Raw genomic sequence first — 23286 nt, 5'->3', positions numbered from 1 at the left:
GTCGGATCCGAATCTACCGCGCGGAGATCACCGGATGCGAACGATCCAATCGCAGTATTGCAGGATCGTTCAACGATTTCGTACGATGAGATCTCTGCCACACCCGAAGCGCTATTGAGGGGGTCACCATGACCTACACCTTCATCAGTCCTCCCGACGGGACACCCGAGCCGAGTCGGAGCGCCGCCGCGCGGCCGTTCGACTGGTTCCGAACTCTCGGTGCGACCGGCCGTCGGGCGTTCGCGGGTGCTTTCGGCGGCTATGGCCTCGACTCCTACGACTTCCAGGTGTTGCCGCTGTCACTGGGCGCGATCGCGTCGTATTTCGCGATCAGCACCGGACAGTCGGGGCTGCTCACCACCGTCACGCTGGTGGTCTCGGCCGTCGGCGGTGCGATCGCGGGTACGCTCGCCGATCGCATCGGGCGTGTGCGGACCCTGCAGTTGACCATCGCGATGTACGCGATCTTCACCGTGCTGTGCGGTTTCGCATGGAATTTCGAGAGTCTGCTCGTCTTCCGGGCGCTACAGGGGCTCGGCTTCGGCGGTGAATGGGCCGCCGGGGCGATCCTGGTCGCCGAATACGCCCGGCCCGAATATCGCGGCCGCGCGGTCGCGTACGTGCAGAGCGCCTGGGCGGCCGGGTGGGGACTGGCCGTGCTGGTCTACACCGTGGTGTTCCAGCTGTTCGACGAGCGACAGGCCTGGCGGGTGCTGTTCTTCACCGGCGCGCTGCCCGCGGTGTTGATCGTGTGGGTGCGACGCAGCGTCACCGATGCCGCGGTGATCGAACAGCGGCGCGAGCACGCGCCCGGGCGCGGCCGTTTCGGCGCGATCTTCGGCCGGGATCTGGTGCGCACCACCGTCTTCGCGGGGCTGCTGGCGACCGGTGTGCAGGGTGGCTACTACACGCTGGCCACCTGGTTGCCGACCTATCTGAAGAAGAGTCGGCATCTGACAGTGGTCGGCACCGGCGGTTATCTGGTCTTCCTGATCGCGGGCGCGTTCCTGGGATACATCAGCGGCGGTATCCTGACCGACAAGCTGGGCCGCAAGCGCAATATCCAGTTGTTCGCCGTGCTGTCGGTGGTGTTCATGGTCGCCTATACCCAGATCCCGCAGGGCGCCGACACTTTGGTGCTGGTGCTCGGCTTCCCGCTGGGCTTCGCGACCTCGGCGATCTTCTCCGGCTTCGGCTCGTATCTGTCGGAGCTGTACCCCACCCAGTTGCGCGGCACCGGACAGGGCTTCACCTACAACTTCGGCCGCGGCGTCGGCGCGGTGTTCCCGACCGCGGTCGGCTATCTGGCCGGAACCTCGTTCGGGCTCACAGGTGCGATGCTGTTCGGGGCGCTGGGCTATGCGGTCGCGGTGCTGGCGCTGCTCGGGCTGCCCGAGACGCGCGGGCGAGAGTTGGCGTGAGACAAGGTATGTCACGAAGCGAGGGAGTGCGATGATCGATCTGAACAGTGATCTCGGCGAGGGTTTCGGCGCCTGGACCATGGGCGATGACGCGGCCCTGCTCGAGATCGTCACCAGTGCCAACATCGCGTGCGGCTTCCACGCCGGGGATCCGTCCATCATGCGGCGGACCTGCGCGCTGGCGGTGGAGCGGGGGGTCCGGATCGGCGCGCACATCTCCTACCGCGATCTGGCCGGATTCGGCCGCCGAGCCATGGCGGTCGGGCCGCGTGAGCTGGCCGATGAGACGCTGTATCAGATCGGCGCACTGGACGCCTTCGCCCGCGCGGCCGGTGATCGGGTGCGATATGTGAAACCACATGGCGCGCTGTATCACTCGGCCTGCGGCGAGCGCGAGATCGCCGACGCGGTCGTCTCCGCCGTCGCCGAATTCGGTCACCTGAGCGTGCTGGGCCTGCCCGGCTCGCAACTGCAGGCGGCGGCCGAGGCGGCCGGGGTGCCGTTCCACGCGGAGGGCTTCGCCGACCGCGCCTACACCCCCGAGGCGACGCTGGTGTCGCGCAGCAAACCGGGGAGTGTGCTGGAACCAGAAGCCGCGCTGGCACAGGCGATATCGATCGCCGTCGACGGCGCGACGCGGACCCTCGAAGGCGCCCCGGTCGAGGTGCCCGCCCGGAGTCTGTGCGTACACGGCGATTCGCCGGGTGCGGTCGCCATGGCCAAGGCCATCCGGGAAGCGCTGGGCGCCAAGGGCGTCGAGCTGCGGGCATTCGCATGAGTGGAACGGGCGACGGCGGCTGTGCGGCAGCGCCAGGGACAACCATTCGTGCCGAGCGGCGACGTGGACCCGGCGGCGGAGTGGCGCTGTTCGAGACGCTGTGGTCCGCGGCCGTCGGGCCGTGGCGGAATGGCGGACTGGGCGGCTCGGCCGTGGGGACAGCGGGGCTCGACGCAGGACAGGGGACCGGGGCGCGGATATGACCGACATTCGGATACTGCCGGCGGGGGATCGGGCGTTGCTCCTCGAAGTGCCCGACCGGGTGACGCCGTCGGGCCTCGCGGAGCGACTGCGCACCCGACCGATCGACGGCGTGACAGATGTGCTGCCCGCGGCGGGTACCGTTCTGCTCACCCTGGCGGCGCGCGCCTGCGCGGCGAAGATCGCCGATCAGGTGCATTCCGTCGTCGCCGAACTGGTCGATCGCGGGATCGAAACAGCAAGCGACGTAGCGCCATTGCTGATTCCCGTGTGCTACGACGGACCCGATCTCACGGAGACCGCCGACGCGCTCGGCATCACGGAAACCGAACTCGTCGACCGGCATACCAAGCATTTGTGGCGCTGCGCGTTCGTCGGATTCGCCCCGGGCTTCGGCTACCTGGAGTCACCCGACGCCGATCTGACCGTGCCGCGCCGTGATCGCTCGCGCACCTCGATTCCGGCCGGATCGGTGGCGCTGGCGGGCGGTTACAGTGCGGTGTATCCGCGCAAGTCGCCGGGCGGCTGGCGGATCATCGGCCGCACCGAGGTGACGCTGTGGGACCTCGACCGAACCGAACCCGCACTGCTGCGGCCGGGGACCCGGGTGCGTTTCGTGCGGGTGGATGCGAATGGGAGCAGGCGATGAGTTGCGCGGCATTGCGAGTGGTCGCGCCCGGAATGTTCAGCACCATCCAGGATCTGGGGCGACCCGGATGGTTCCACGCCGGGGTGGGTGTATCCGGTGCGGCCGATCGCGGATCGCTGGCGCTGGCGAATCGGCTGGTAGGCAATGAGGAATCCGCCGCGGCCATCGAATGTGTGCTGGGACGGGTGAGTTTGACGACGACCGCCCCGACGGTTCTCGCGGTGACGGGCGCGCCGGCTCCGATCGCGGTCGACGGCCGTGCCGAGGGGCTGGCGTCGGTGCTGTTCCTGAAGGAGGGCCAGCGGCTCGAATTGGGTGTCGCGCCAGTGGGTTTGCGCTGCTACGTCGCGGTGCGCGGCGGTATCGACGTGCCCCCGGTCCTGGGTTCGCGCAGCCGCGACACCCTGGCCGGTCTCGGACCCGAACCGCTGCGCGCGGGCGATGAACTCCCGATCGGCCCACCGCCGCGGCGCTGGCCCGATCTGGCGCTGGCCCCGGTGGCCGCGATGCGCGACGAACCGGTCGTCGCACGAGTGGTCCTGGGCCCCCGGGACGACTGGTTCGAGAATCCGACCGACCTGTTCACCGGCGGCTGGCAGGTCTCCAGTGATTCCGACCGTATCGGCCTGCGCCTGGACCGTGCCGGGGACGCTCCGACATTGCGGCGCACCACCGCCGGCGAACTGCCGACCGAGGGTATGCCACTGGGCGCGATCCAGGTACCGCCGTCCGGACAGCCCGTGATCTTTCTCGCCGATCATCCGATCACCGGCGGATATCCGGTGGTGGGCACGGTGATCGACGCCGATGTCGACGCACTGGCGCAGGCCCGGCCGGGCCAGCGGGTCCGCTTCCGTCCGTGGCGACCCTGACCGCCGCACTTCCACGTCGAGTCGCCGCGACTACTTCCGAATGGTAAGAAGTGAGGTGTTGCGATCCTCGATGCTGCGAGAGGGTGTGTTCGGTGATTCGGCGCACGACCGGCTTACGCCGCGCTACCGCGTTCGCGTTCACGACGGCGGTGCTGTTGACCCTGGTCGGAATCGCGCCGACCGCCGCCCAGGCCGCGCCTCCGCTGAGCGGTGATTTCCTGTGGGGCGTATCGTCCTCCGGATTCCAGAGCGAGGGCAGCGCCCCCGACAGCAACTGGAGCCGATACGCGAATTCCGATGCTCCGCCCGACCGCTACGGCAATTCGGTCGACTTCTATCACCGCTATCGCGAGGACATCGGGCTGGCCGCGGCGATGGGCACGAGGGTGTACCGGATCGGCGTCGAATGGGCGCGCGTGCAGACCAGGCCCGGGGAATGGGACCCGCAGGGACTCGCCTTCTACGACAATGTGATCGGCGCGATCCGCGCGGCGGGTATGCGACCGATGATCACCCTGGACCACTGGGGTTTTCCGGGCTGGGAGATCGAGCGTGGCGGGTGGGGCAATCCGGGCATGGTCGACGACTGGCTGGCCTACGCGCGCACGGTGACCGACCGCTACGCCGGCGACGATCCACTGTGGATCACCTTCAACGAGCCGAATGTCGGTCCGGAGATCTTTGCCGCACAGGGCAATTTGCCCGTCGACCAGATCGGCGTCGCGATGGATCGGCAGGTCGCCGCGCATCGGGCGATCTACGACTACATCCACTCCCGACAGCCGAATGCCATGGTCACCAGCAATGTGAACTATTCGCCCGGCTATCAGTCGGTGGCCGATATCCCGTTCCTGAACCGGATCGCCGACAAACTCGACTACATCGGAATCGACTACTACTACGGCAACATTCCCTCGCCCGCCGATCTGGCGAGTAATACGCCGTGGGCGAATCCGCTGCAACCCGAGGGCATCTACTACGCGCTACGGCACTACGCACGGCTGTTTCCGGACAAGCCATTGTTCATCATCGAGAACGGGATGCCCACCAAGAACGGCGAGCCGCGCGCGGACGGCTGGACCAGACCGGACGCCCTGCGCGATACGGTGTACTGGCTGCAGCGCGCCAAGGCCGATGGCATCGACGTGATCGGCTACAACTACTGGGCGCTCACCGACAATTACGAATGGGGCTCCTACACACCGCGTTTCGGCCTGTACACGGTCGATGTGAAGTCCGACCCCACCCTCACCCGTCGTCCGACCGACGGCGTCCCCGCCTACCGCGACATCATCGCGCACGGCGGCGTGCCCGCGGATTACCACCCCACGCGGCCGCCGACGCGGTGCTCGATCGTCGACCCGCCCGCCAGTTGCGTGGAGCCGGTGCGATGATCGCGCGGCCGCGGTAGCTGCGGATCTGCCAGCTGCGCAGCGTCTTTCGGACCCCTGCCCGCGATCACGGCCCGAATGCGCGGGTGGCGGCGTAGCCTGTGGTGCGCAGGGACTTCCGAGAGGGGCACGCTCATGCCGTTGCCACAGGCGCTGGCGAAGTTCAACCGACGAGTCACCAACCGCATCGCGGGCCCGCTGGCGGGCCGTTCGCCCGGCTTCGGGGTCATCGTGCACAAGGGCCGCAATTCCGGTCGCGTCTATCGCACTCCGGTGTCGATCTTCCACCGCGACGGCGCCTATCGGTTCGCCCTCACCTATGGCCGAGAGGTCGACTGGGTCAAGAACATCGTGGCCGCGGGGACCTTCGAACTCGAGACCGGCGGCCAGCCGCTGCTGCTGACCGATCCGACCGTGCGTCACGATCCGGCGGCGAGCTGGGCCCCGGCCGGCGTGCGTCAGGTACTTCATTTGATCGGGGCGGAGTACTACCTCGAGGCCCGACCGGCCTGACCCATGTCGGTTGGTCGGATGACCGTACGGGGGTGGTAAGAACACTGGGGAAGCGTGCGGTCCTCGAACGATGTGTGAACGAAGTGAGAGGGTGTGCTGGTGATTCGACGCGTGACAGGCTTTCGTCCCGCTGCCGTATGCGCGCTGGCCGCGGCGGCCGTATTGACGCTGGGTGGGCTCAGCCCCGCCCGGGCGCAGGCCGCGCCGCCGGTCGGCGGTGATTTCCTGTGGGGCGTATCGTCCTCGGGATTCCAGAGCGAGGGTAGTGCACCCGACAGCAACTGGAGCCGCTACGCGGCGTCGGGAAGAGTGCCGGATCCGTACTTGAATTCGGTCGACTTCTATCACCGTTATCGCGAGGACATCGGGCTGGCGGCCGATCTGGGAGCGAAGGTCTACCGGATCAGCGTCGAATGGGCGCGCGTGCAGCCACGCCCGGGGGAGTGGGACGAGGCGGGATTCGAGTTCTACGACAGTGTGATCGGGGCGATCCGTGCCGCGGGTATGCGACCGATGATCACCCTCGACCACTGGGTGTATCCCGGTTGGGAGGCCGATCGCGGCGGCTGGGGTAATCCGGGCATAGTCGACGACTGGCTGGCCAATGCGCGCGCGGTGGTGAACCGCTACGCCGGGGACGATCCGCTGTGGGTGACCTTCAACGAACCGACCCTCGGGCCGCCGGTTTTCGTCGCCCAGGGCAATCTGCCGCCCGAGCAGGCCGGTATCGCGTTGGATCGGCAGGTCACCGCGCATCGGGCGATCTACGACTACATCCACTCCCGGCAGCCGGGTGCGATGGTGACCAGCAATGTGTCTTACACCCCGGGCTACGAGTCGCTGGCCGCGGCGCCGTTCGAGAATCGGATCGCCGACAAACTCGACTACGTCGGCATCGACTACTACTACGGCAGCCTGCCCTCGCCGATCGATGCGCTGACGAAGAACACACCGTGGGCGAATCCGCTGCAACCCGAGGGCATCTACTACGCCCTGCGTCATTACGCCCGGCAGTTCCCGGGCCGTCCGCTCTATATCGTCGAGAACGGCATGCCCACCCAGAACGGTCAGCAGCGCGACGACGGCTGGTGGCGTGGCGACAATCTGCGTGACACCGTGTACTGGCTGCAGCGCGCGAAGGCCGACGGGATGAACGTGATGGGCTTCAACTACTGGAGCATCACCGACAACTACGAATGGGGCTCCTACACACCGCGTTTCGGCCTCTACACCGTGAACGTGAAGACCGATCCGTCGCTCACGCGTCACCCTACCGACGGCGTGCCCGCCTATCGCGACATCATCGCCGATGGCGGCGTATCGGATGACTATCGCCCCACCCGTCCGCCGACACCGTGTTCGATCGTCGACCCGCCGTTCAGCTGTATCGATCCGGTGCGCTGAGCTCATTCCGTCACGGCCAGGGAGCGAGCCGGACCCAGCCAGCGGGTGAGGGCCTCGGCCAGGCCATCGGCACTGGATTCGCTTGTCGCCCAGGCTATATAGCCGTCCGGTCGGATCAGGATCGCGGCGGCCGGGGCCTGCGGTGCGGGCGTGGTGACGAGGTCGATCCGGTCGGACCAGCCGGTGAGTTCGGCGCCGAGGCGATCGTGCGGATCCAGCAGCACCGGGCGGCCCGAGCGGAGCAGTTCGGCGATTCGCCTGGGGCCGTTGGTGGTCTCGACCGTGAAGTCGGGAACCAGGCGGCCCGCGAGCGGATGATCACAACCGGTGGCGTAGCGGATGTCCGCTCCGCTCATCAGCTGTGCCATATGGTCGATCACCGGATCGATCCGCAGCAGTTCGCCGAATACCTCGCGCAGCGCGCCCACCTCGGGTCCGGGTTTCATGAGCGCACCCTGGGCCATGGAGCTGATCATCACGCGTTCGGCCAGTGGGCGGCGTTCGCTCTCATAGGTATCGAGCAGATTCGCCGGGGCCCAGCCGTGGACCTCGGCGGCGAGTTTCCAGCCGAGGTTCATCGCATCCTGCATACCGAGGTTCAGCCCCGGGCCGCCCATGGCCGAATGCACATGGGCCGCATCGCCGATCAGCAGGACCCGGCGGTCGCGGTAGCGTTCGGCGGTGCGGGTGTTCTGGCCGACCAGGCGACGCATCACATGCGGACCCTCCCAGGATGGTGGCCGGATCTCCAGGTCGATGCCGAGGACCCGGTTGACGCTGGCGCTGAATTCCGCCATGGTCATCGGCGCGTTCTCGTCGATCGGCTCGGTGTCGTATTCGCCGGTCGCGAGCATGGTTCGGCCGGGCTGGAATTCGGCGAGGACGAACATGCCGCGTTCGGTCCAGTGATGACCCCAGGTCACCGGGCCGTAGCCGGGGAGCTCGTAGCCGCCCGTGGGCAGGCGGACCAGGTCGGGTATCTCGACATTCGCGGCGCGGGAGATGCGATCGGTCGAGGTGAAACCCGGAAAGCCGATGCCGGATCGCTTGCGCACCATACTTTTTCCGCCGTCGGCGCCGACCAGATAGCGAGCCCGGATCCGGTATTCGCCGTCGGGGCCGGAGACGGTCGCGGTGACGCCGTCGGGGTCCTGGGCGAAATCGGCAAGGGTGTGGCCCCAGCGCATATCGATGTCGAGGCCGCGGACGCGGTCGGCCAACAGCGCGGTGAGCTCCGGTTGGGAAATCATCCACGCGTACATCGGATTGTCCGCCAGCGCATGGAAGTCCATGGTGAGCCCGCTGAAGATGTAGAAAGGCAACGGCTCCGGCCGGCCCGGGTGGATGCCGCGCAGATCCAGGACGCGCGGGATCTGGCCGACCATACCGTTCGCCTTGGGCTCGCTGCCCGGTCCGGGGTGTGTCTCCAGCACGATCGGCCGCACCCCCGCCAGGGCGAGTTCGGAGGCGAGCAGCAGGCCGTTGGGTCCACCGCCGGAAATCAGGACATCGGTTCGTATTTCGGACATGACGAGGTGAACCCCCTGTTTGTTATTGATGTTTCGAAGGTGTGCACCGGGCTCAGTGCCAGGTGATGTCCAGGACGGGCGCTCCGTCGGCCACGAGCGAAAAGGCTTGACGCAGTACCGTTGTGATGAGTTCGGGTGGATCGGACCGCACATAGATCTCGAAGGCGGCGTGTACGGCGGCCATGGCTATTCCCGCGACCAGCCGCGGATACAACTCACGCTGCGGGTCGGTGCCGGTGCGTTCGGCGATCGCGTCGACCAGTTGATCCTGCAGGCCGACCGTGATGGCGGCGCGGGCGTCGGGAATATCGGCCAATTTCCGAATCTCGGCCAGCTGCGCCCGGGTCGGCGGCCCGGCGTCGGCGTTCCCGACCTCCGCCTCGATCGGGGCCAGAAGGGATTCGGTCAGGGCCTGCCAGATGGGCTCGTCGGCAGGGCGCTGCCGCAGGATGTCGATACTGCGACCGAAGCGGTCGACCTGTCGGTAGGCCAGGGCCTCCCACTTGTTGCTGAAGTAGTTGTTGAACGTGCGCACCGATACTCCGGCGCGGGCCGCGATGTCCTCGCGCGGGACGTTTTCGAGACCACGTTCGAAGGCCAGGGCGAGTGTGGCATCGCTCAAGGCGCGGCGGGTGTCGAGCTTCTTGCGTTCTCGCAGGGAGAGCGCGGGCTCCTCGGTCATGCATCCAGGATGACAGAAGATTTCCCACCGGGCAAGATTTCCCGGTGGGAAATCTTGCCCGGTGGGCATAATTATCCGATCCTCAGCGGGCCAGCACCACGCCCGCCTGGGGAATGGCGTCGAAAAGCGGTGCGGCCGTGGCGAACTCACCGGTTGCGGCGACCGTGCGCAGTACCGTGCGCAGTCGCTCCACATATCGGCTCACCGAGGCGTGCGCGGTCTCGGTATCCGGATAGCGAACGCTGACCTGCACCCGATCGGCCTCACGATGGAATTCCAGTGCCGAGGCGCGATCGGTGGCCGGGGCCGCGCAGAGCCCGTGGACGCGATGCAGTCCCGGCAGCGACTGTTCCAACATGGCCCCGGAGATCGGGCGGGCATCCAGACAGGAGACCCAGGCCCAGTCCCGAACATCCGGGATCGCCTGTCCGGTCAACTCGTTCGCGCGGGCCAGCGCCGCGAACAGTGGAATTCCGGCCAGTGGCTTGATGTCCTGCAGTGCGGTGCGCGCCCGCCCGATCAGTTCGGTGAATCGAGCGGCCGCGCCGACGTCGAAGACGATCGGCAGCAGATTCACGAAACGGCCCTGGGTGAACTGGAAGCGCGGATTGTTGCGCGTGCCGACCACATTGAGCCCGACATACCGGGTGCGCCCGGCCGATTCGAGTTCGGTCAGCGCGATCGCGGCGTAGACGCCGGAGGCGAACGAGCCGCTCGCGGCCGCGCAGGCACGGGTGAACGCCTCGCATTCCGGGCCGGTCAGCAAGTCGGTGCGCAGATCGAAACTCATCGCCGTCGCCCCCGGCTCGAGGCCGAGATCCCAGGGCAGCGGCCGGATATGGTCCCGATCGGCGGCGATGAGCCGGGCCAGCCGGTCCACATCGTCGCCGCGCTGGTCGACGGTGGCGCGTTCATGACGCGCGAACTCGGAATAGCCGCCGACCGGCGACAGCGCGGGCGTCTCCCCGGTGGTGTGGCAGGTGTAGAGCTGGTGCAGTTCGAAGATCGCCGCGACCTGGGAGGTGCCGTCGGAGAACGCGTGATCCAGACTCAGGTACACGGTGAACCCGTCGTCGCCGTGGTCGATCGCGCCCAGCGCGAAGCCGGGCCAGACGGTCGGATCGCAGGCGGCGAACCGGTCGGCGAGGCGGTCGCGCAGCTGTTCGCCGGAGTCGAAACCACCCTCGGAGACGATATCCAGATCCACCCACGCCGGGTCGAGGACGCGTCCGCTGCGGCGGCGACCGTCGTCGACGAACCAGCAGCGCAACCCGTCGTGGCGGCGCAGGAACTGGACGAAGCTGCGACACAGGGCCTTTCGGTCCAATGGCGCCGCGATGGTGAAACAGATCGACAGCGCGGGATCGCGATGTCGCAGATGGAAGTCCTGGATGTACGACGGCGGGATCGGGGCGGGATCAGCGGCAGCGGCGGCCGCGCGGGCGGTCGCGGTCGGTGGGAAGTCGAGCAACTCGCCGGGCTTAGGCAGCCAGTCACTGAGCCGGATCATATCCATATCGGTACTCCTCGTCCGATGCGTCGGTGGGCGCCGCGGTATGTCGGGTTCCGTGGCGTCGCACGACGGGCGCGTGACCGGATATGCGCTCAGAAAATCCCGACCGGAAGTAGTTTTCCGGTGTGCTGCGGGAAATTCTCGCTCGCGTTCCGGGGCGCGTGCCCTCGTCGGAAACTCCTGGCGACCTCGTTGTTCGCCGGAATGTCGATGCTCTGGGTCATCTGACCAATTAAGGTTACGGCGAGGTCTCGGGCGGGGTGTAACGAGGGGGTGAAATAACTACAGCAAATAGCTGGCGAATAACGGACAATGCCGCAATCCTCGTGTTTCGACCACGCGCTTCGCGTTGGAATGCATGGTCCGCGCGCAATGCGCTCAACCCGCCCGAACAGTGCGATTAACGTCGAATTCTTCCGGATTTAACATTCGGAACCCGTGGCGTCCGGGCATTCGGCGCGGCCGTCGAGCCGCGGCCGGGGCGGGCGGCGGATCGACGGCTATCGCACGGCGCGGATCACGGTGCGAAGGAGGCCGATTCGAGCCGTCGGGCGATGCGGGCCGCCGACAGCGTCATGGCATCGGTGGGCCGATGCGGATCCAGCCCGGTCAGTTCGTGTACCCGGGCCAGCCGGTAGGTGACGGTATTGCGGTGGATGTTGAGCAGCCGCGCGGTGGCCAGCTGGTTGAATCCGGTGTCGACGAACACCTCGAGCGTCTCGGCGAGCAGCGGCTGGCTGTCCAGCGGTGCGAGGACCGTCGCCAGACCCGGGCGGGCCGGACCACTGGCCGCCACGGTGTACTCGAACTGCAGATCCTTGCGGCGGCAGACCAATTCGGTGCGGTCGAGGCAGCGGCCCAGTTCGGCGAGTACGCGCGCCTCGGCGAAGACCGCCGGAATGTCCGCGCGGGTGCGGGCGGCGCCTATGCCGACCCAGAAGGGCGGCGCCGCATCGGGATTGCGGGCGGGCAGCCGCGAGGACAGGGCGTGCGAGGTGGCCGTGCCGTCGTCGCCGGGCTGCAGCGGGACCAGGGCCGTCCAACCGCCGCTGTCCAGGCGCAGGAATACGCCCGGAATGGCTTCGATGCAGTGCCGCAGCTCGCTGGTGTCCAGACCCTGCCGCTCGCGGGTATTGGTCGACAGCCGGAACACCGCGATGAGGAACGCGTCGGGCACGGTGATCGCGGGCTCGTCGGCCCATTCCACCGGATCGCGCCCGGTGAGCAGGGCATCGGCGATACCGCGGCGGCGCTCGAGCAGTTCCCAGCGCGGATCGTGGGCGCGGCGTACACAGGCCGTGGCGATGCGCTCGACGATCTGAGTCACGTACTGCAACAGGGGAAGTGCCGCATCGGCGAGTAGATCGCGTTCGCCGGGCTGGGCGGCCGCGCGCAGCCGGGTGTAGATGAATTCCGCACCCTGTCGATAGCGGCCCAGCACCTCGTCGAGCGGTTCCCCGTCGCGCACCCGGTCCAGCGCCAGCTCGACCAGTTCGCGGGTCTCCTCCGGCGCGGGCATGCGCCCGTGCCGGAGGTATTCGAAGAACAGCTCGATATTCAGCTTGGTGCCGCGCTCGAAGGCCGAGGCCACCAGCGACCGCGGGATCGTGCGATAGGGCGGCATGCTGTCGGAGAACTCACGGATGAGCACTCCCGCACGCTGATACAGGGCTTCGATGGCCTGATCCCGGCTCGGCGATTCCACTGCGTCCTCCCGTCCGGGCTACGTTGCGTAGAGGGATTCGATGGTATCGGCATATGCGGCGGCGATGGGTTTGCGCCGCAGTTTGCCGGTCGCGGTGAGGCATTCGCTACCGGGAGCCCAGACATCCGGCAGCACCACGAATTTGCGGACCTGCTCGACCCGCGACAACTGGGCGTTCGCGGCCGCGACGCCCTCCTCGATATTGGCCCGTACCAGGGGATTCGCCGCGAGTGCGGCGTTATCGTCGCCGGGCAGATCATGGCGTTCGGCGAAGGACTTGACCAGATCGGGATCGAGGCAGATGAGCGCCGTGTTGTAGGGGCGCCCCTCGCCGATAACAGCGACCGTTCCGGCCAGCGGGGTGAAGGCGGTCACGGTGTTCTCGATATTGGTCGGCGACATGTTCTTGCCCGCCGCGTTGATGATCAGTTCCTTCTTACGGTCGACGATCTTCAGGTAGCCCTCGTCGTCGATCTCGCCGATATCGCCGGTATGCAGCCACCCGTCGGAATCCAGCGCCTCGGCGGTCTTCTCGGGATCCTTGCGATAGCCGCGCATGACCATCTTGCCGCGCACCAGCACCTCGCCGTCCTCGGCGATCTTCACCTCGGAGCCGGGAATCGGCAGGCCCACGGTACCGATCTTGATGCGATCGGGCCGGTTGAGGGTGGCGCCCGCGGTGCATTCGGTCATGCCGTATCCCTCACACAGCGGCAGGCCCAGGCCCAGGAAGAATTCGTGGGTGTCGCGCGGGATCGGCGCGGCCCCGGTGACCGCGACGCGGACCTTGTCGAGTCCGAGCCGGGTGCGGATGGTGGACAGTACGAGCCGATCGGCCGCGGCGTAACGCAGTTTGTCCAGCGCGCCGAGCCGACGGCCGTCCGATACCGCGCGGGCGCGCGCCCGGCCGGTCGAGATGGCCCAGTCGGTCAGGCCGCGGCGCAGCGAACTCGGTTCGGCGGCAAGCCTTTCCTCCAGGGCGGCCTTGACCTTCACCCAGACGCGGGGCACGCCCAGGAATACCGAGGGATGCACCTCCGCCAGCGCCTCGGCGACCTGTTTGAGATCGGGGACCGTGGTGATCTGCCCGGCCGTCAGCAGGTTGAGATAATGGGCGAACCAGCGGTTGGCGGCATGGGCGTCGGGCAGATAGGACACCACCTTGTCCTCGGGGCTGCCGCCGCCCAGATCCGTTACGATGCGGGCATTTTCGATGAAGTTCGTATGGGTGAGCTCGACGCCCTTGGGTGGACCGGTGGTGCCGGAGGTGTAGACGATGGTCAGCAGATCCTCGGGATCGACAGCGCGCCAGGCGGATTCGAAATCGAAGTCCGGCGCCTCGGTGGCCTCGACATCCGACAGCGCCACGGTGCCCTCGGGCGCGCCGTCCACGCAGATCACCTTTTCGACCTGATGTCCTTGGGCCGCAGCCTTTTCGACGGCGGCGACGATCTGTGGGGCGAACTGGGACTCGCAGATCACCACGCGCGGTTCGGCATTGCCGAACTGGTAGGTGAGCAGGTCGACCGGATTGGTGTTGTACACCGAGAACGGGGTCGCGCCGGTGTGCAGGACGGCGGTGTCGCAGAGGTGGAATTCGGGACGATTGGTCAGCATCAGGGCCACGGTGTCGCCGGGGCGCACGCCCAGACCAGCCAGGCCGGTGGTGATGGCGCGGACGCGGGAGCCGTACTCACGCCAGGTGATGCGCTGGGTATCGCCACGGGTACGCAGTGCGACCTGATCGGGATAGCGCGCCACATTGTTCTGGAACGCCTCACACATGGTGCGCGGCCGGGTCGAGCCGGTCGCAACCGTCGAAGAACTCACAAACCTACCTCTGGCTCACGATGGTCGAGGTCACGACAGCGACCCCGGCGTCACCCTCCAGCACACCGCATCGCGGTTCCCGCCGCCACCGGCAATCGGGCAGAGTGCCTCTACCTCTATTGTGCACTCTGCACTAGAGTTGAACAGCGGTGTTCGCTCTGAGCAGGACGGTTCGGCGGACGTATGATCTTCACATCTGGCTTTCGGGTGGAAGCGGTCAGTGACATTATCAATTTGTGGGCGCGCCTGCCAGGCTGGAGTCGATGCGAAGATCATAGCGATAAGCTATTAATTTGCATCGATGAGCGCTCGCGGGTGTGCCGCGCTCCCCGCTGGACGCGCGACGGCCGCCGCGAATCGCCGCAATGGCCCCTCGATTCTCGAATGATCTTGTTAGCCAATGCGATTCGCGGTCCGGCGGCGATCGGGAAGTCGTATCGTGGAACCGGCGGCCGCGCATTCACGAGGAGTTACCGGTGATCACCCCAACCACGGAAGGCGTCCTGGACTTCGTCCACGCCGAGAATGTCGAATACATCGACGTGCGCTTCTGCGACGTTCCCGGCGTCGAGCAGCATTTCTCCGTTCCGGCGAAGATGTTCGGCCCCGAACTGGTCGACGACGGCATCGCGTTCGACGGCTCCTCCGTCCGAGGGTTCCAGCAGATCCACGAATCCGACATGCTGCTGCTGCCGGATCTGCGGACCTGCCGGTTGGATCCGTTCCGGGTGGCCAGGACGCTCAATGTCAACTGTTTCGTCCACGATCCGCACACCCGCGAGGCCTACAGCCGCGATCCGCGCAATGTGGCCCGCAAGGCCGAGGATTATCTGCGTTCCACCGGCCTGGCCGATACCGCGTATTTCGGTCCGGAGGCCGAGTTCTACATCTTCGACGCGGTGCGTTACGACACCACCATGAATCGCGCGTTCTACGAGGTGGATTCGGCCTCGGCGGACTGGAATACCGGCGAGAAGTACAACCCCGACGGAAGTATCAACCGCGGCTACAAGATTCGGGCCAAGGGCGGCTATTTCCCGGTCGCGCCCTACGATCACGATGTCGATCTGCGCGATGTCATGTGTACGAATCTGCAGCGTGCCGGGCTGGAGTTGGAGAAGGGGCATCACGAGGTCGGCACCGCGGGGCAGGCCGAGATCAACTATCGGTTCAATACGCTGCTGGCCGCCGCCGACGATCTGCAGCTGTACAAGTACATCGTGAAGAACACCGCCTGGCAGCACGACAAGACGGTGACCTTCATGCCGAAACCGCTGTTCGGCGACAATGGATCCGGTATGCACGTCCATCAATCGCTGTGGAAGGACGGCGCCCCGCTGTTCTACGACGAGGCGGGTTATGCCGGTCTGTCGGATCTGGCGCGGCACTACATCGGTGGGCTACTGCACCACGCGCCGTCGCTGCTGGCATTCACGAATCCGACGGTGAATTCCTACAAGCGTCTGGTCCCGGGTTTCGAGGCTCCGGTGAATCTGGTTTACAGCCAGCGCAATCGGTCCGCGGCCGTGCGCATTCCGGTGACGGGAGCCAACCCCAATGCCAAACGGCTCGAATTCCGCTGCCCGGATTCCTCGGGCAATCCGTATCTGTCGTTCGCGGCCATGATGATGGCGGGTCTGGACGGGGTGCTCAACAAGCTCGAGCCCGCGATGCCGATCGATAAGGACCTCTACGAACTCACTCCCGAGGAGTCCGCCGAGGTGGTGCAGACCCCGGCGAGCCTGGCCGCGGTGATCGACCGGCTCGAGGCCGACCACGACTACCTCACTCAGGGCGGAGTGTTCACCGAGGACCTGCTGGAAACCTGGATCCGGCTCAAGCGCGACGGGGAGATCGCCGAGATCAACGTGCGCCCGCACCCGTTCGAATTCGAGCTGTACTTCGACGTCTAACCTGTGTGTTCATGACATCGGAGCAGACTGAGATCTGGCACAACCCGCGCTGTTCGAAGAGTCGCGCGGCCAAGGCGGCGCTCGACGAGGCCGGTATCGCCTATGTCGAGCGGCGGTATCTGGAGGATGCGCCCAGCGCCGCGGAGATCCGGGCGATCCTCGAGCGGCTGGGTCTCGAGCCCTGGGATATCACCCGCACCGGCGAGGGCGATGCCAAGGAGCTCGGGGTCGCGGACTGGTCGCGGACGCCCGCCGATCGCGAGCGCTGGATCGAGGCGCTGGCCACCCATCCCAGGCTGATCCAGCGGCCCATCGTCGCCACCCCGGACGGACGCGCGGTGGTCGCGCGGGACGAGCAGTCGCTGCGCTCGGTGTTGTGATCAAGGCTGTGCCGCAGCGGGATTCGCGTGCGCGGGCATTACCTCACGCGTAATCGACTCCGATGTGTGTGGCGCAGATGCTTGTCTCATGAGCGAATACGAAAACATTGCACAGCGGTACATCGACAGCTGGAACGAGCAGGACGCGGACAAGCGCCGGGCGCTGCTGGCGGAGGTGTTCACCCCCGAGGCCACCTATACCGATCCGCTGGCCCAGGTCGCGGGCGTCGAGGCGATCGACCAGGTCATCGCGGGCGCGCAGGCGCAGTTCGCGGGTCTGGGTTTCAGCCTCGGTCCGGTCGACGGGCACAACGACATCGCGCGGTTCACCTGGTTGCTCGGCGCGCCCGGCGGCGAGCCGCTGGTGATCGGGTTCGATGTGATCGTGCTCGAGGGCGGGCGCGTCAAGCAGGTGCTCGGCTTCCTGGACAAGGTGCCCGGCTGAATTCCCCTGCGCCGCACGGGTTCCCGGCCTCGGCCGGGACTCAGTGCGGCGCGGCGGGTTCCAGCGGGTATGGGGGAGCGCCGACGCCGACGATGCGCAGATGTCCCCAGGGATCGCGTTCCTGCAGGCGGCCGGCGGTGGGATGACCGCCGGGCAGGGTGAGAAAGACCTGTCCTCGACCCGGATCGGGCAGGTCGTCGCCCTCGGCGGCGGCGATGCGGCCGTACCAGTGGTAGTGGCCGTCGATGGGATCGGGATGGCCGTTGAGCGCGACGGTCACCATCAGTTCGGCCCCCGGCGCGTCCAGGAGCGCGGGGCCCGAATATTCGTCGGCCGGTTCGCGATCGGCGGCGACGGTCAGATCGAAATGACGCCGGGCCGGGCGGCGCAGCGACGGGCGATAGCCGGGATCGACGCGCAGGCGGCGGTCGAATTCGTGCTGAGTCGCCGCACGGGCCTCGATGCGGGTGCTCGAGGTGCGGCGCAGCAGATCCACACCGCGCCGGATATAGCTCGCGCGAGCCTCGATCGGAGTAAGCGGCATGACCACATCCGAGACGGGTGGCGGGGTGAGGAAGAACAGATTCGGGAAGCCGTGCAGGGCGATGCCGAACTGGGCCGCGCTACCGCGTGCCTGCTGAATCGTGCGGCCCCCGATGCCTTTCAGCCGCCAGTCGTCGAACTCGTCCGGGGGCGTGAGGACGACCACGCGCGGCCGATGTTCGCCGCGCGCGGTGCGCACGACCCAGCGATCGGTCCCGGCGTCGAATTCGGCGGCGGTGACGGGATCGTCGGGTCCCAGCACGACGACCTCGCCGCCGTCGCGGCACAGCTCACGCGTTACGCGTAGCTCATCGGCCCCCGCGCCGACGACCAGCACATCAACCTCGGCGCCGCGGGCGCGTCGCCGAATCCTCATGCCAACAGTCCTCGCCGTCGCCAGATCCACTTGCCCGCGGGGCCGATCAGACCCTGCTTGTCCAGGAACGCACCGAGATTCGCCGCGCCGGTGCCGAGGGCGTGTTTGGCGTGCGGGTTGGCGCGCGCGATCCGCCGGGCCTGACGGCCGTCCAATCCCGCGCGGGTGTACATGTGCCGGTTGGTCATCAGATGAACGAACAGCGGGGCCGCGACCGCGACACATAAACGGGTATAGGCCAATTCGGCCGCCGACATGGTCGGCACCCGGCGCGCCAGCGCGTCGCGGGCGAAGCCGATGTGGCGGGCCTCCTCGGTGACGTGGATGCGCATGGCGCGCGCCACCAGCGGCTGCAGTTCGGGGTCATCGATCGTCTTGCGTTGGATGGCGTCGAAGATCTCCTCGCCCACCAGCGCGCCCACCCAGGTCATGGAGCCGCGCAGGAACAGCTGCAATCCCGAGATGGCCAGTCGCGCGGGCGGTTTGGGCCAGTACGGCCGGGCCTCGATGCGATCGATGAGTTTGCCGAACATCATCATGTGTCGGCATTCGTCGCCCATCTCGGTGAGTGTGTAGTGCGAATGACGGCTGATGGGATCGCCGTTCATCAACTCGCGCAACAGTAATCGGTTGAGCAGATTCTCGAACCAGATGCCGACCGACAGTACGTTGGCCAGTTCCTGGCGCGAGAGCTCCCGGCGCTGCTGCGGGGTCATCGAGTCCCACAGTTCGGTGCCGTAGAGGGAGACCACTTCCGGCGGCAGGAACAGTTTGCCGGGATCCAGGGGTGCGTCCCAGTCCAGGTCGACGACCGGGTCGTAGGACTTCTTCACCGATCCGGTCAGCAGTCGCTGCGCGAAGGACTCCGCTGGGAGCAGTGTGGCGTCGTTGCCCATGACAGCTCTCCACAAGGTTGAAAAATAGCCGATACAAGCTGTAACACTCAGATTAGTGAGACACGGTGTAGCGGTCAAGAGCGGGACCGGTATCGTTGACATGTGACCAATACCAGCGGAAAGTCCGGGTCGCGGCTCGACGGCCGCACGACGCGTTGGAACGGGCACAAGCAGCAGCGCCGCGCGGAGGTGCTCGATGCCGCGGTGGCGGTGATCGAGGAGTGCGGCGTCGACGTCTCGGTGCAGCAGATCGCCGATCGGCTGCGGCTGCCCCGGCCGGTGGTGTACCGGCATTTCGACGGCCGGGCCGATCTGGACGAGCAGATCCGCCGTCGGATTTTGGAGTTGCTGCTGGCGGAGTTGATGCCGACGCTGCGGGCCGACGGGACGCTCAAGGACGCGGTGCGCGGGGCGGTCGGCACCTATGTGGGTTGGATCGAGCGGCATCCGCATCTGCATCGGTTTCTCGCCGAGGATGCGCCGCACGGTGATTCGGGGGCGTTGGCGGGCGCGCGCGATCGCATCGGCGGCCGGTTGGCCGATCTGTTCGCGACATCGCTGGCGCGGTTCGGCATCGACCCCAATCGGGCACGGCCGATGGCGTTCGGCATCATCGGCTTCGTCGACGGGGTGGTCAACAGTTGGCGTGGCGATATCGCCTCGACGCTGTCCTCCGAACAGGTCGAGGGCATCCTGTCCTCCTCGGTGCTGGCGCTGTTCGAGGGTAATGCCCGCAGCCTCGGCGTGCCGCTGCAGCGCGACACCCTCGTGGCCGATCTGCTCGTACAGGCGGAAGCGTTACCGGCGCAGTAGGTTTGGCCTTGCCTCCACGTTCGCGCTCCTTGCCCCCATGTTCCCGGCCCTGCCCCGCTTTCCCGGCCTTACCTTCACATTCCCGGCGCGGAGCGTCGGGAGCCCGGCGTATGACCGAAGAATCTGCGGTAGACATCGATGAACGCGCTGGGGGAGGACCAGCCGCAGTTCAGCGCCACGCTGGTGACCGGATCGCCCTCGGCCAGTAGGCGAGTCGCGCGGTGCAGGCGCAGATGGGTGCGCCACTGCGGATAGGTCATCCCGAGTTCGGCGCGGAACAGGCGCGTGAGTGTGCGTTCGGAGGCGCCGACCGTGCGGCCCAGTTCGGCGAGGGTTCGGCCCGCGGTGAGATCGGCGTCGACCAGGGCGCAGGCCGCGCGCAGGCGCGGATCGGTCGGAACGGGCAGGCGCAGCGGTTGTTCGGGGCTGCGGCGCAATTGATCCAGCAGCACCTCGCGCATGCGATCGAGTTCGGCCGCGGGCAGATCCTCGGCGGTGGTGCAGGCGATGATCAGCTCGCGCACCAGCGGTGTGACCGTCAGGACCAATGGCGTCCGGTGGCCGAGGGTGCGGTGCGCGGCGAAGCCGACGGTGTGGAATCGGGTCGGGCCGTGGAAGTCGTGTTCGTGCCAGCAACCGGCCGGGATCCAGATCGCCCGATCGCCCGGCGCGATCCAACTGCCCGCGGCCGTGCGGACCTCGGCCGCGCCCGAACTGGGGAAGACCAGCTGATGATCGTCGTGGCGATGTCGGTCGATGCGGTCGTCGCCGGTGAGATATCGGGTATGGGTGGGCGCGATCGGTGCATGGCGGATGATCGACACAATCTGGCATTTTATCGGAAGCTCGTCACCGATCGTTCGCCTAGCGTAATTCCTCGGATTGCCCTGTGTGGGAAGGGGAAACGCGTGACAACGGTCGAGGGTGCGGTCGCCCCGGTGTCGGTGTGGCGGCGGATGCGGTACTGGGTGGCCGCGCATGTGGTCGACGATTTCTATCAGGGACTGGTACCCGCCGCGATCCCGTTCTTCGTGGTGGAGCGGGGCTACAGTTATGTCGCGGCCTCCGGGCTGGCCTTGGCGGCGACGCTGGGAAGTTCTCTGCCGCAACCGATTCTGGGTGTCTTCGTCGATCGATGGCGGCTGCTGTGGATGGCGCCCGCCGGACTCGCGGTGGCCGGTGCGGCCGCCGGACTCACCGGCCTCGCGCCGGGCTACTGGCTGGTGTGGACTCTGCTGCTGATCTCCGGATGTGGCGTCGCGGCGTTCCATCCCGCGGCCGGACGAGACGCTCGCCGCGACGCGGGTGACAGTGCCACCGGTATGAGTCTGTTCGCCGCGGGCGGCAGCGTCGGATTCTTCCTCGCCCCGGCACTGGCAACACCCGCGCTGGTAGCGCTGGGAGTGGGTGCGACGGCACTGTTCATCGCGCCCGCGGTGCTGATGGGATTCGTACTGTGGCGCTATCAACAGCGTCGCGCGGCGGTGGCGACTGCCGCGAAAGCCCATGCGGGGCAGGATCGGTGGGGAGCGTTCGCCATTCTGACTGCCGTGGCGGTCGTCCGCGCGATCGTCTACTTCGGCATGAACACCTTCATCGCGCTGTACTGGATCAACCACCTCGGTGCGTCCCCCGCCCTGGGCGGTACGGCCCTGACCGCCTTCCTGACCGGCGGTGTCGGCGGCACCCTGCTCGGCGGCCGCATCGCCGACCGCGCCGGAGTGCTGCGCACGATCCACGTCGGCGCCCTCGCCGCCATCCCCGCCCTGATTCTGTTGCGCCTGACCCCGGATCCCCACGCGGCCCTGGCCCTGGCCGCCCTCGCGGGTCTGACCATCAATATCCCCTTCGCCGTCCTGGTCAAACTGGGTCAGGACTACCTGCCTCGACGCCCGGGTACCGCCTCCGGTGTCACCCTCGGCCTGGCCGTGAGCGTGGGCGGTCTGTTCGCGCCCCTGCTCGGGGCCCTCGCCGACCGGCACGGCCCGCAGGCCGTGCTGACGGTGCTGTGCGCGGTGCCGGTGGTCGCGGTGGTGTGCGGGCTGTTCCTGCCCGCGCCGCAGGGTTCGGCGCGCGAGGCGGGGTGATCGGTTCAGTCCCGGTCGCGGGTCAGGGCGCGATAGCTGTTGTGCCACAGCCATTCCACCGGGCCGCGCTCGAAGCGGCGCAGCCACAGGTGGGCGAAGATCATCATGATCGCGCTCACCAGGAGGTGGACGGCGATGGTGAACGGGATCCGGGCATCGGCCGAGATTCGGGCTGCCAGGCCCAGGCCCCAGCCGTAGCACAGGGCCGAGGCGACCAGGTTTTGAAGGATGTAGCAGCTCAAGGCCATCCGGCCGACCTCGGCGAAGCGGCGGCCCACCGGACCGGTCCGCTCGCGCGTGACATAGAACCGCGCGACCAGCGCGAGGATGGCCAGGCCCACCAGGGGAGCGGTGCCGTAGCGGGTGATCAGGACGAGATTGTGGCGCCACAGGCCCAGGGCCAGATCCAGGGGTGCGGCGACGCCGAAGCCGAGCAACATGAGGCGTCGCCGTAGCCGCGCGCCGTGGACCTCGAACACGCCCGCGTGAAACAGCCACGCGCCCAACAGGAACAGCGCGACAGACATCGGGAAGACGAAGATCGTCTCCAACCGGAACAGGCCGGCGTGGTGCACCCGGAACACCACCAGATCCCAGAACGAGCCATCGGCATACGGATTCGGATCGAATGTCGGATCGGCGGGCGTATCGGATTGGGGGGCAAGGGCTATGGCGAGGGCGATCAGGGTCAGCATGCTCACGTGCACCGCCGCCGCGCCGATCAGCCAGCGCCGCCGGGCGCGTTCGCTCGTCGCGAGCAGGAAGGCCACCACCGCGCCGGTGACCGCATAGCCCATCAGCACGTCGAACTCCGCGACGAACAGGAAGTTCAGCAGGCCGTCCAACAGCAGCAGCGCCGCCCGCCACGGATATCCGCCGGGCCACGCGCGCCCGGCCCGCACGGCCGAACGCTGCTGGATAGCCAGCCCGATGCCGAACATGACGGTCAGCAGGCCGAGGAACTTGCCCTGGGCCAACTGCTGCAGGATCCGTTCGGCCCACAGCCACCAGCCGTCGGGCGGATCGAGATCGCGCAGGTAGCCGACGAATCCGGCGGGGTGGGTCAGGATCCAGACATTGGTGCCGAGGGTGCCGAGTATGGCGATGCCGCGCAGCACGTCGAGGGCGGGCAGCCGGGACGGCCGCGAACCGGTTTGGGGGACAGCGGCATTGGCGTCGGCGACGCGGGCGGGGGAGTCGGCCATGCCGTCGATTCTCATACGATCGTATGGATGCGCGCATCCACCGAACGGCTGACCTGCTGTACACCCCGGGGTCGACCCGCCGTGTGACCGACCGCCGACCCGCTCCCACCCGAGCTCGACCAATGTCGCCCAGGCCCGCC

The 23286-nt window shown here is 67.4% G+C and carries 21 protein-coding genes; 12 read left to right on the top strand and 9 right to left on the bottom strand.

Annotated elements, in window-relative coordinates:
- Positions 1-128 precede the first annotated feature (128 nt).
- The 7 genes from NP4_RS23160 to NP4_RS23130 all read left to right on the top strand — a co-directional run bounded on the left by NP4_RS23160 (position 129) and on the right by NP4_RS23130 (position 7229).
- Positions 129-1421, top strand: a complete 1293-nt coding sequence (locus NP4_RS23160; RefSeq protein ID WP_068001468.1) for an MFS transporter — start codon at positions 129-131, stop codon at positions 1419-1421.
- Between the two features lie 31 nt (positions 1422-1452).
- On the top strand, positions 1453-2199 hold the full coding sequence (locus NP4_RS23155; protein WP_114755565.1) for a LamB/YcsF family protein: 747 nt from the start codon (positions 1453-1455) through the stop codon (positions 2197-2199).
- A gap of 199 nt (positions 2200-2398) precedes the next feature.
- Positions 2399-3049, top strand: a complete 651-nt coding sequence (locus NP4_RS23150) for a 5-oxoprolinase subunit B family protein (protein WP_068001466.1) — start codon at positions 2399-2401, stop codon at positions 3047-3049.
- On the top strand, positions 3046-3921 hold the full coding sequence (locus NP4_RS23145; RefSeq protein ID WP_068001463.1) for a 5-oxoprolinase subunit C family protein: 876 nt from the start codon (positions 3046-3048) through the stop codon (positions 3919-3921). Before NP4_RS23150 ends, NP4_RS23145 begins: the two co-directional genes overlap by 4 nt.
- A gap of 95 nt (positions 3922-4016) precedes the next feature.
- Positions 4017-5315 (top strand): glycoside hydrolase family 1 protein, encoded by a 1299-nt coding sequence (locus NP4_RS23140; protein WP_082876161.1) that lies wholly within the window; start codon positions 4017-4019, stop codon positions 5313-5315.
- A 132-nt stretch (positions 5316-5447) separates the two neighbouring features.
- Positions 5448-5825 (top strand): nitroreductase/quinone reductase family protein, encoded by a 378-nt coding sequence (locus NP4_RS23135; protein ID WP_068001460.1) that lies wholly within the window; start codon positions 5448-5450, stop codon positions 5823-5825.
- Positions 5826-5927: 102 nt separating this feature from the next.
- Positions 5928-7229: a glycoside hydrolase family 1 protein gene (locus NP4_RS23130; protein ID WP_068001668.1), complete on the top strand. Its 1302-nt coding sequence runs from the start codon at positions 5928-5930 to the stop codon at positions 7227-7229.
- A 2-nt stretch (positions 7230-7231) separates the two neighbouring features.
- Here the strand turns inward: NP4_RS23130 and NP4_RS23125 are convergent, their stop codons facing one another.
- The 5 genes from NP4_RS23125 to NP4_RS23105 form a co-directional block, all read right to left on the bottom strand.
- A complete protein-coding gene (locus NP4_RS23125; RefSeq protein WP_068001457.1) occupies positions 7232-8758 on the bottom strand; it encodes an FAD-dependent monooxygenase in 1527 nt (508 codons plus the stop codon).
- A 52-nt stretch (positions 8759-8810) separates the two neighbouring features.
- On the bottom strand, positions 8811-9440 hold the full coding sequence (locus NP4_RS23120) for a TetR/AcrR family transcriptional regulator (protein ID WP_068001454.1): 630 nt from the start codon (positions 9438-9440) through the stop codon (positions 8811-8813).
- An 82-nt stretch (positions 9441-9522) separates the two neighbouring features.
- Positions 9523-10956 (bottom strand): condensation domain-containing protein, encoded by a 1434-nt coding sequence (locus NP4_RS23115; protein ID WP_068001452.1) that lies wholly within the window; start codon positions 10954-10956, stop codon positions 9523-9525.
- A gap of 514 nt (positions 10957-11470) precedes the next feature.
- Entirely contained in the window at positions 11471-12658 is a 1188-nt protein-coding gene (locus NP4_RS23110; protein WP_062503954.1) for a PucR family transcriptional regulator, read from the bottom strand.
- Positions 12659-12676: 18 nt separating this feature from the next.
- Complete coding sequence (locus NP4_RS23105) at positions 12677-14443, bottom strand: AMP-dependent synthetase/ligase (RefSeq protein WP_068001449.1); 1767 nt, start codon at positions 14441-14443, stop codon at positions 12677-12679.
- 410 nt (positions 14444-14853) lie between these two features.
- Between NP4_RS23105 and glnA the strand changes: the two genes are divergently transcribed.
- From glnA to NP4_RS23090, 3 genes are all read left to right on the top strand, one after another.
- Positions 14854-16401, top strand: coding sequence for a type I glutamate--ammonia ligase (gene glnA, locus NP4_RS23100; protein WP_082876160.1), 1548 nt, complete (start codon positions 14854-14856; stop codon positions 16399-16401).
- 11 nt (positions 16402-16412) lie between these two features.
- A complete protein-coding gene (locus NP4_RS23095; RefSeq protein WP_068001665.1) occupies positions 16413-16781 on the top strand; it encodes an arsenate reductase family protein in 369 nt (122 codons plus the stop codon).
- An 88-nt stretch (positions 16782-16869) separates the two neighbouring features.
- The gene (locus tag NP4_RS23090; RefSeq protein ID WP_068001443.1) at positions 16870-17226 is read left to right on the top strand and encodes a nuclear transport factor 2 family protein; all 357 of its coding nucleotides are present in this window, start codon (positions 16870-16872) and stop codon (positions 17224-17226) included.
- 40 nt (positions 17227-17266) lie between these two features.
- Here NP4_RS23090 and NP4_RS40150 read toward each other — a convergent pair whose 3' ends face one another.
- Positions 17267-18145, bottom strand: coding sequence for a DUF4873 domain-containing protein (locus NP4_RS40150; protein ID WP_082876148.1), 879 nt, complete (start codon positions 18143-18145; stop codon positions 17267-17269).
- Positions 18142-19041: an AurF N-oxygenase family protein gene (locus tag NP4_RS23080; protein WP_068001440.1), complete on the bottom strand. Its 900-nt coding sequence runs from the start codon at positions 19039-19041 to the stop codon at positions 18142-18144. Before NP4_RS23080 ends, NP4_RS40150 begins: the two co-directional genes overlap by 4 nt.
- 102 nt (positions 19042-19143) lie before the next feature.
- Here NP4_RS23080 and NP4_RS23075 point away from each other — a divergent pair, with 102 nt between their 5' ends.
- Positions 19144-19854 (top strand): TetR/AcrR family transcriptional regulator, encoded by a 711-nt coding sequence (locus NP4_RS23075; RefSeq protein ID WP_068001438.1) that lies wholly within the window; start codon positions 19144-19146, stop codon positions 19852-19854.
- A 74-nt stretch (positions 19855-19928) separates the two neighbouring features.
- On the opposite strand, the gene NP4_RS23070 is transcribed toward NP4_RS23075, so the two are convergent.
- Positions 19929-20678 carry a helix-turn-helix transcriptional regulator gene (locus NP4_RS23070; RefSeq protein ID WP_068001435.1) on the bottom strand — a complete coding sequence of 250 codons (750 nt, stop codon included), beginning with the start codon at positions 20676-20678 and terminating at the stop codon, positions 19929-19931.
- A 132-nt stretch (positions 20679-20810) separates the two neighbouring features.
- On the opposite strand from NP4_RS23070, the gene NP4_RS23065 reads away from it, so the two are divergent.
- Positions 20811-21941, top strand: a complete 1131-nt coding sequence (locus NP4_RS23065; RefSeq protein WP_082876146.1) for an MFS transporter — start codon at positions 20811-20813, stop codon at positions 21939-21941.
- Between the two features lie 5 nt (positions 21942-21946).
- Here the strand turns inward: NP4_RS23065 and NP4_RS23060 are convergent, their stop codons facing one another.
- Positions 21947-23146 (bottom strand): DUF418 domain-containing protein, encoded by a 1200-nt coding sequence (locus NP4_RS23060; protein ID WP_082876159.1) that lies wholly within the window; start codon positions 23144-23146, stop codon positions 21947-21949.
- Between the last annotated feature and the right edge of the window lie 140 nt (positions 23147-23286).

It is taken from the genome of Nocardia pseudobrasiliensis NBRC 108224 (genome assembly GCF_001613105.1).
Classification (GTDB): Bacteria; Actinomycetota; Actinomycetes; order Mycobacteriales; family Mycobacteriaceae; genus Nocardia; species Nocardia pseudobrasiliensis.
Note: the sequence above shows the minus strand (reverse complement) of the source record. Positions and strands in the feature narration are given on the sequence as shown.

Excerpts from the sequence above, each read along its gene's own strand:
- NP4_RS23160 (WP_068001468.1), top strand. The coding sequence starts at position 129 with ATGACCTACACCTTCATCAGTCCTCCCGACGGGACACCCGAGCCGAGT.
- NP4_RS23155 (WP_114755565.1), top strand. The coding sequence starts at position 1,453 with ATGATCGATCTGAACAGTGATCTCGGCGAGGGTTTCGGCGCCTGGACC.
- NP4_RS23150 (WP_068001466.1), top strand. The coding sequence starts at position 2,399 with ATGACCGACATTCGGATACTGCCGGCGGGGGATCGGGCGTTGCTCCTC.
- NP4_RS23145 (WP_068001463.1), top strand. The coding sequence starts at position 3,046 with ATGAGTTGCGCGGCATTGCGAGTGGTCGCGCCCGGAATGTTCAGCACC.
- NP4_RS23135 (WP_068001460.1), top strand. The coding sequence starts at position 5,448 with ATGCCGTTGCCACAGGCGCTGGCGAAGTTCAACCGACGAGTCACCAAC.
- NP4_RS23125 (WP_068001457.1), bottom strand. The coding sequence starts at position 8,758 with ATGTCCGAAATACGAACCGATGTCCTGATTTCCGGCGGTGGACCCAAC.
- NP4_RS23120 (WP_068001454.1), bottom strand. The coding sequence starts at position 9,440 with ATGACCGAGGAGCCCGCGCTCTCCCTGCGAGAACGCAAGAAGCTCGAC.
- NP4_RS23115 (WP_068001452.1), bottom strand. The coding sequence starts at position 10,956 with ATGGATATGATCCGGCTCAGTGACTGGCTGCCTAAGCCCGGCGAGTTG.
- NP4_RS23105 (WP_068001449.1), bottom strand. The coding sequence starts at position 14,443 with ATGTGTGAGGCGTTCCAGAACAATGTGGCGCGCTATCCCGATCAGGTC.
- glnA (WP_082876160.1), top strand. The coding sequence starts at position 14,854 with ATGGCCCCTCGATTCTCGAATGATCTTGTTAGCCAATGCGATTCGCGG.
- NP4_RS23095 (WP_068001665.1), top strand. The coding sequence starts at position 16,413 with ATGACATCGGAGCAGACTGAGATCTGGCACAACCCGCGCTGTTCGAAG.
- NP4_RS23090 (WP_068001443.1), top strand. The coding sequence starts at position 16,870 with ATGAGCGAATACGAAAACATTGCACAGCGGTACATCGACAGCTGGAAC.
- NP4_RS40150 (WP_082876148.1), bottom strand. The coding sequence starts at position 18,145 with ATGAGGATTCGGCGACGCGCCCGCGGCGCCGAGGTTGATGTGCTGGTC.
- NP4_RS23080 (WP_068001440.1), bottom strand. The coding sequence starts at position 19,041 with ATGGGCAACGACGCCACACTGCTCCCAGCGGAGTCCTTCGCGCAGCGA.
- NP4_RS23065 (WP_082876146.1), top strand. The coding sequence starts at position 20,811 with ATGCGGTACTGGGTGGCCGCGCATGTGGTCGACGATTTCTATCAGGGA.
- NP4_RS23060 (WP_082876159.1), bottom strand. The coding sequence starts at position 23,146 with ATGGCCGACTCCCCCGCCCGCGTCGCCGACGCCAATGCCGCTGTCCCC.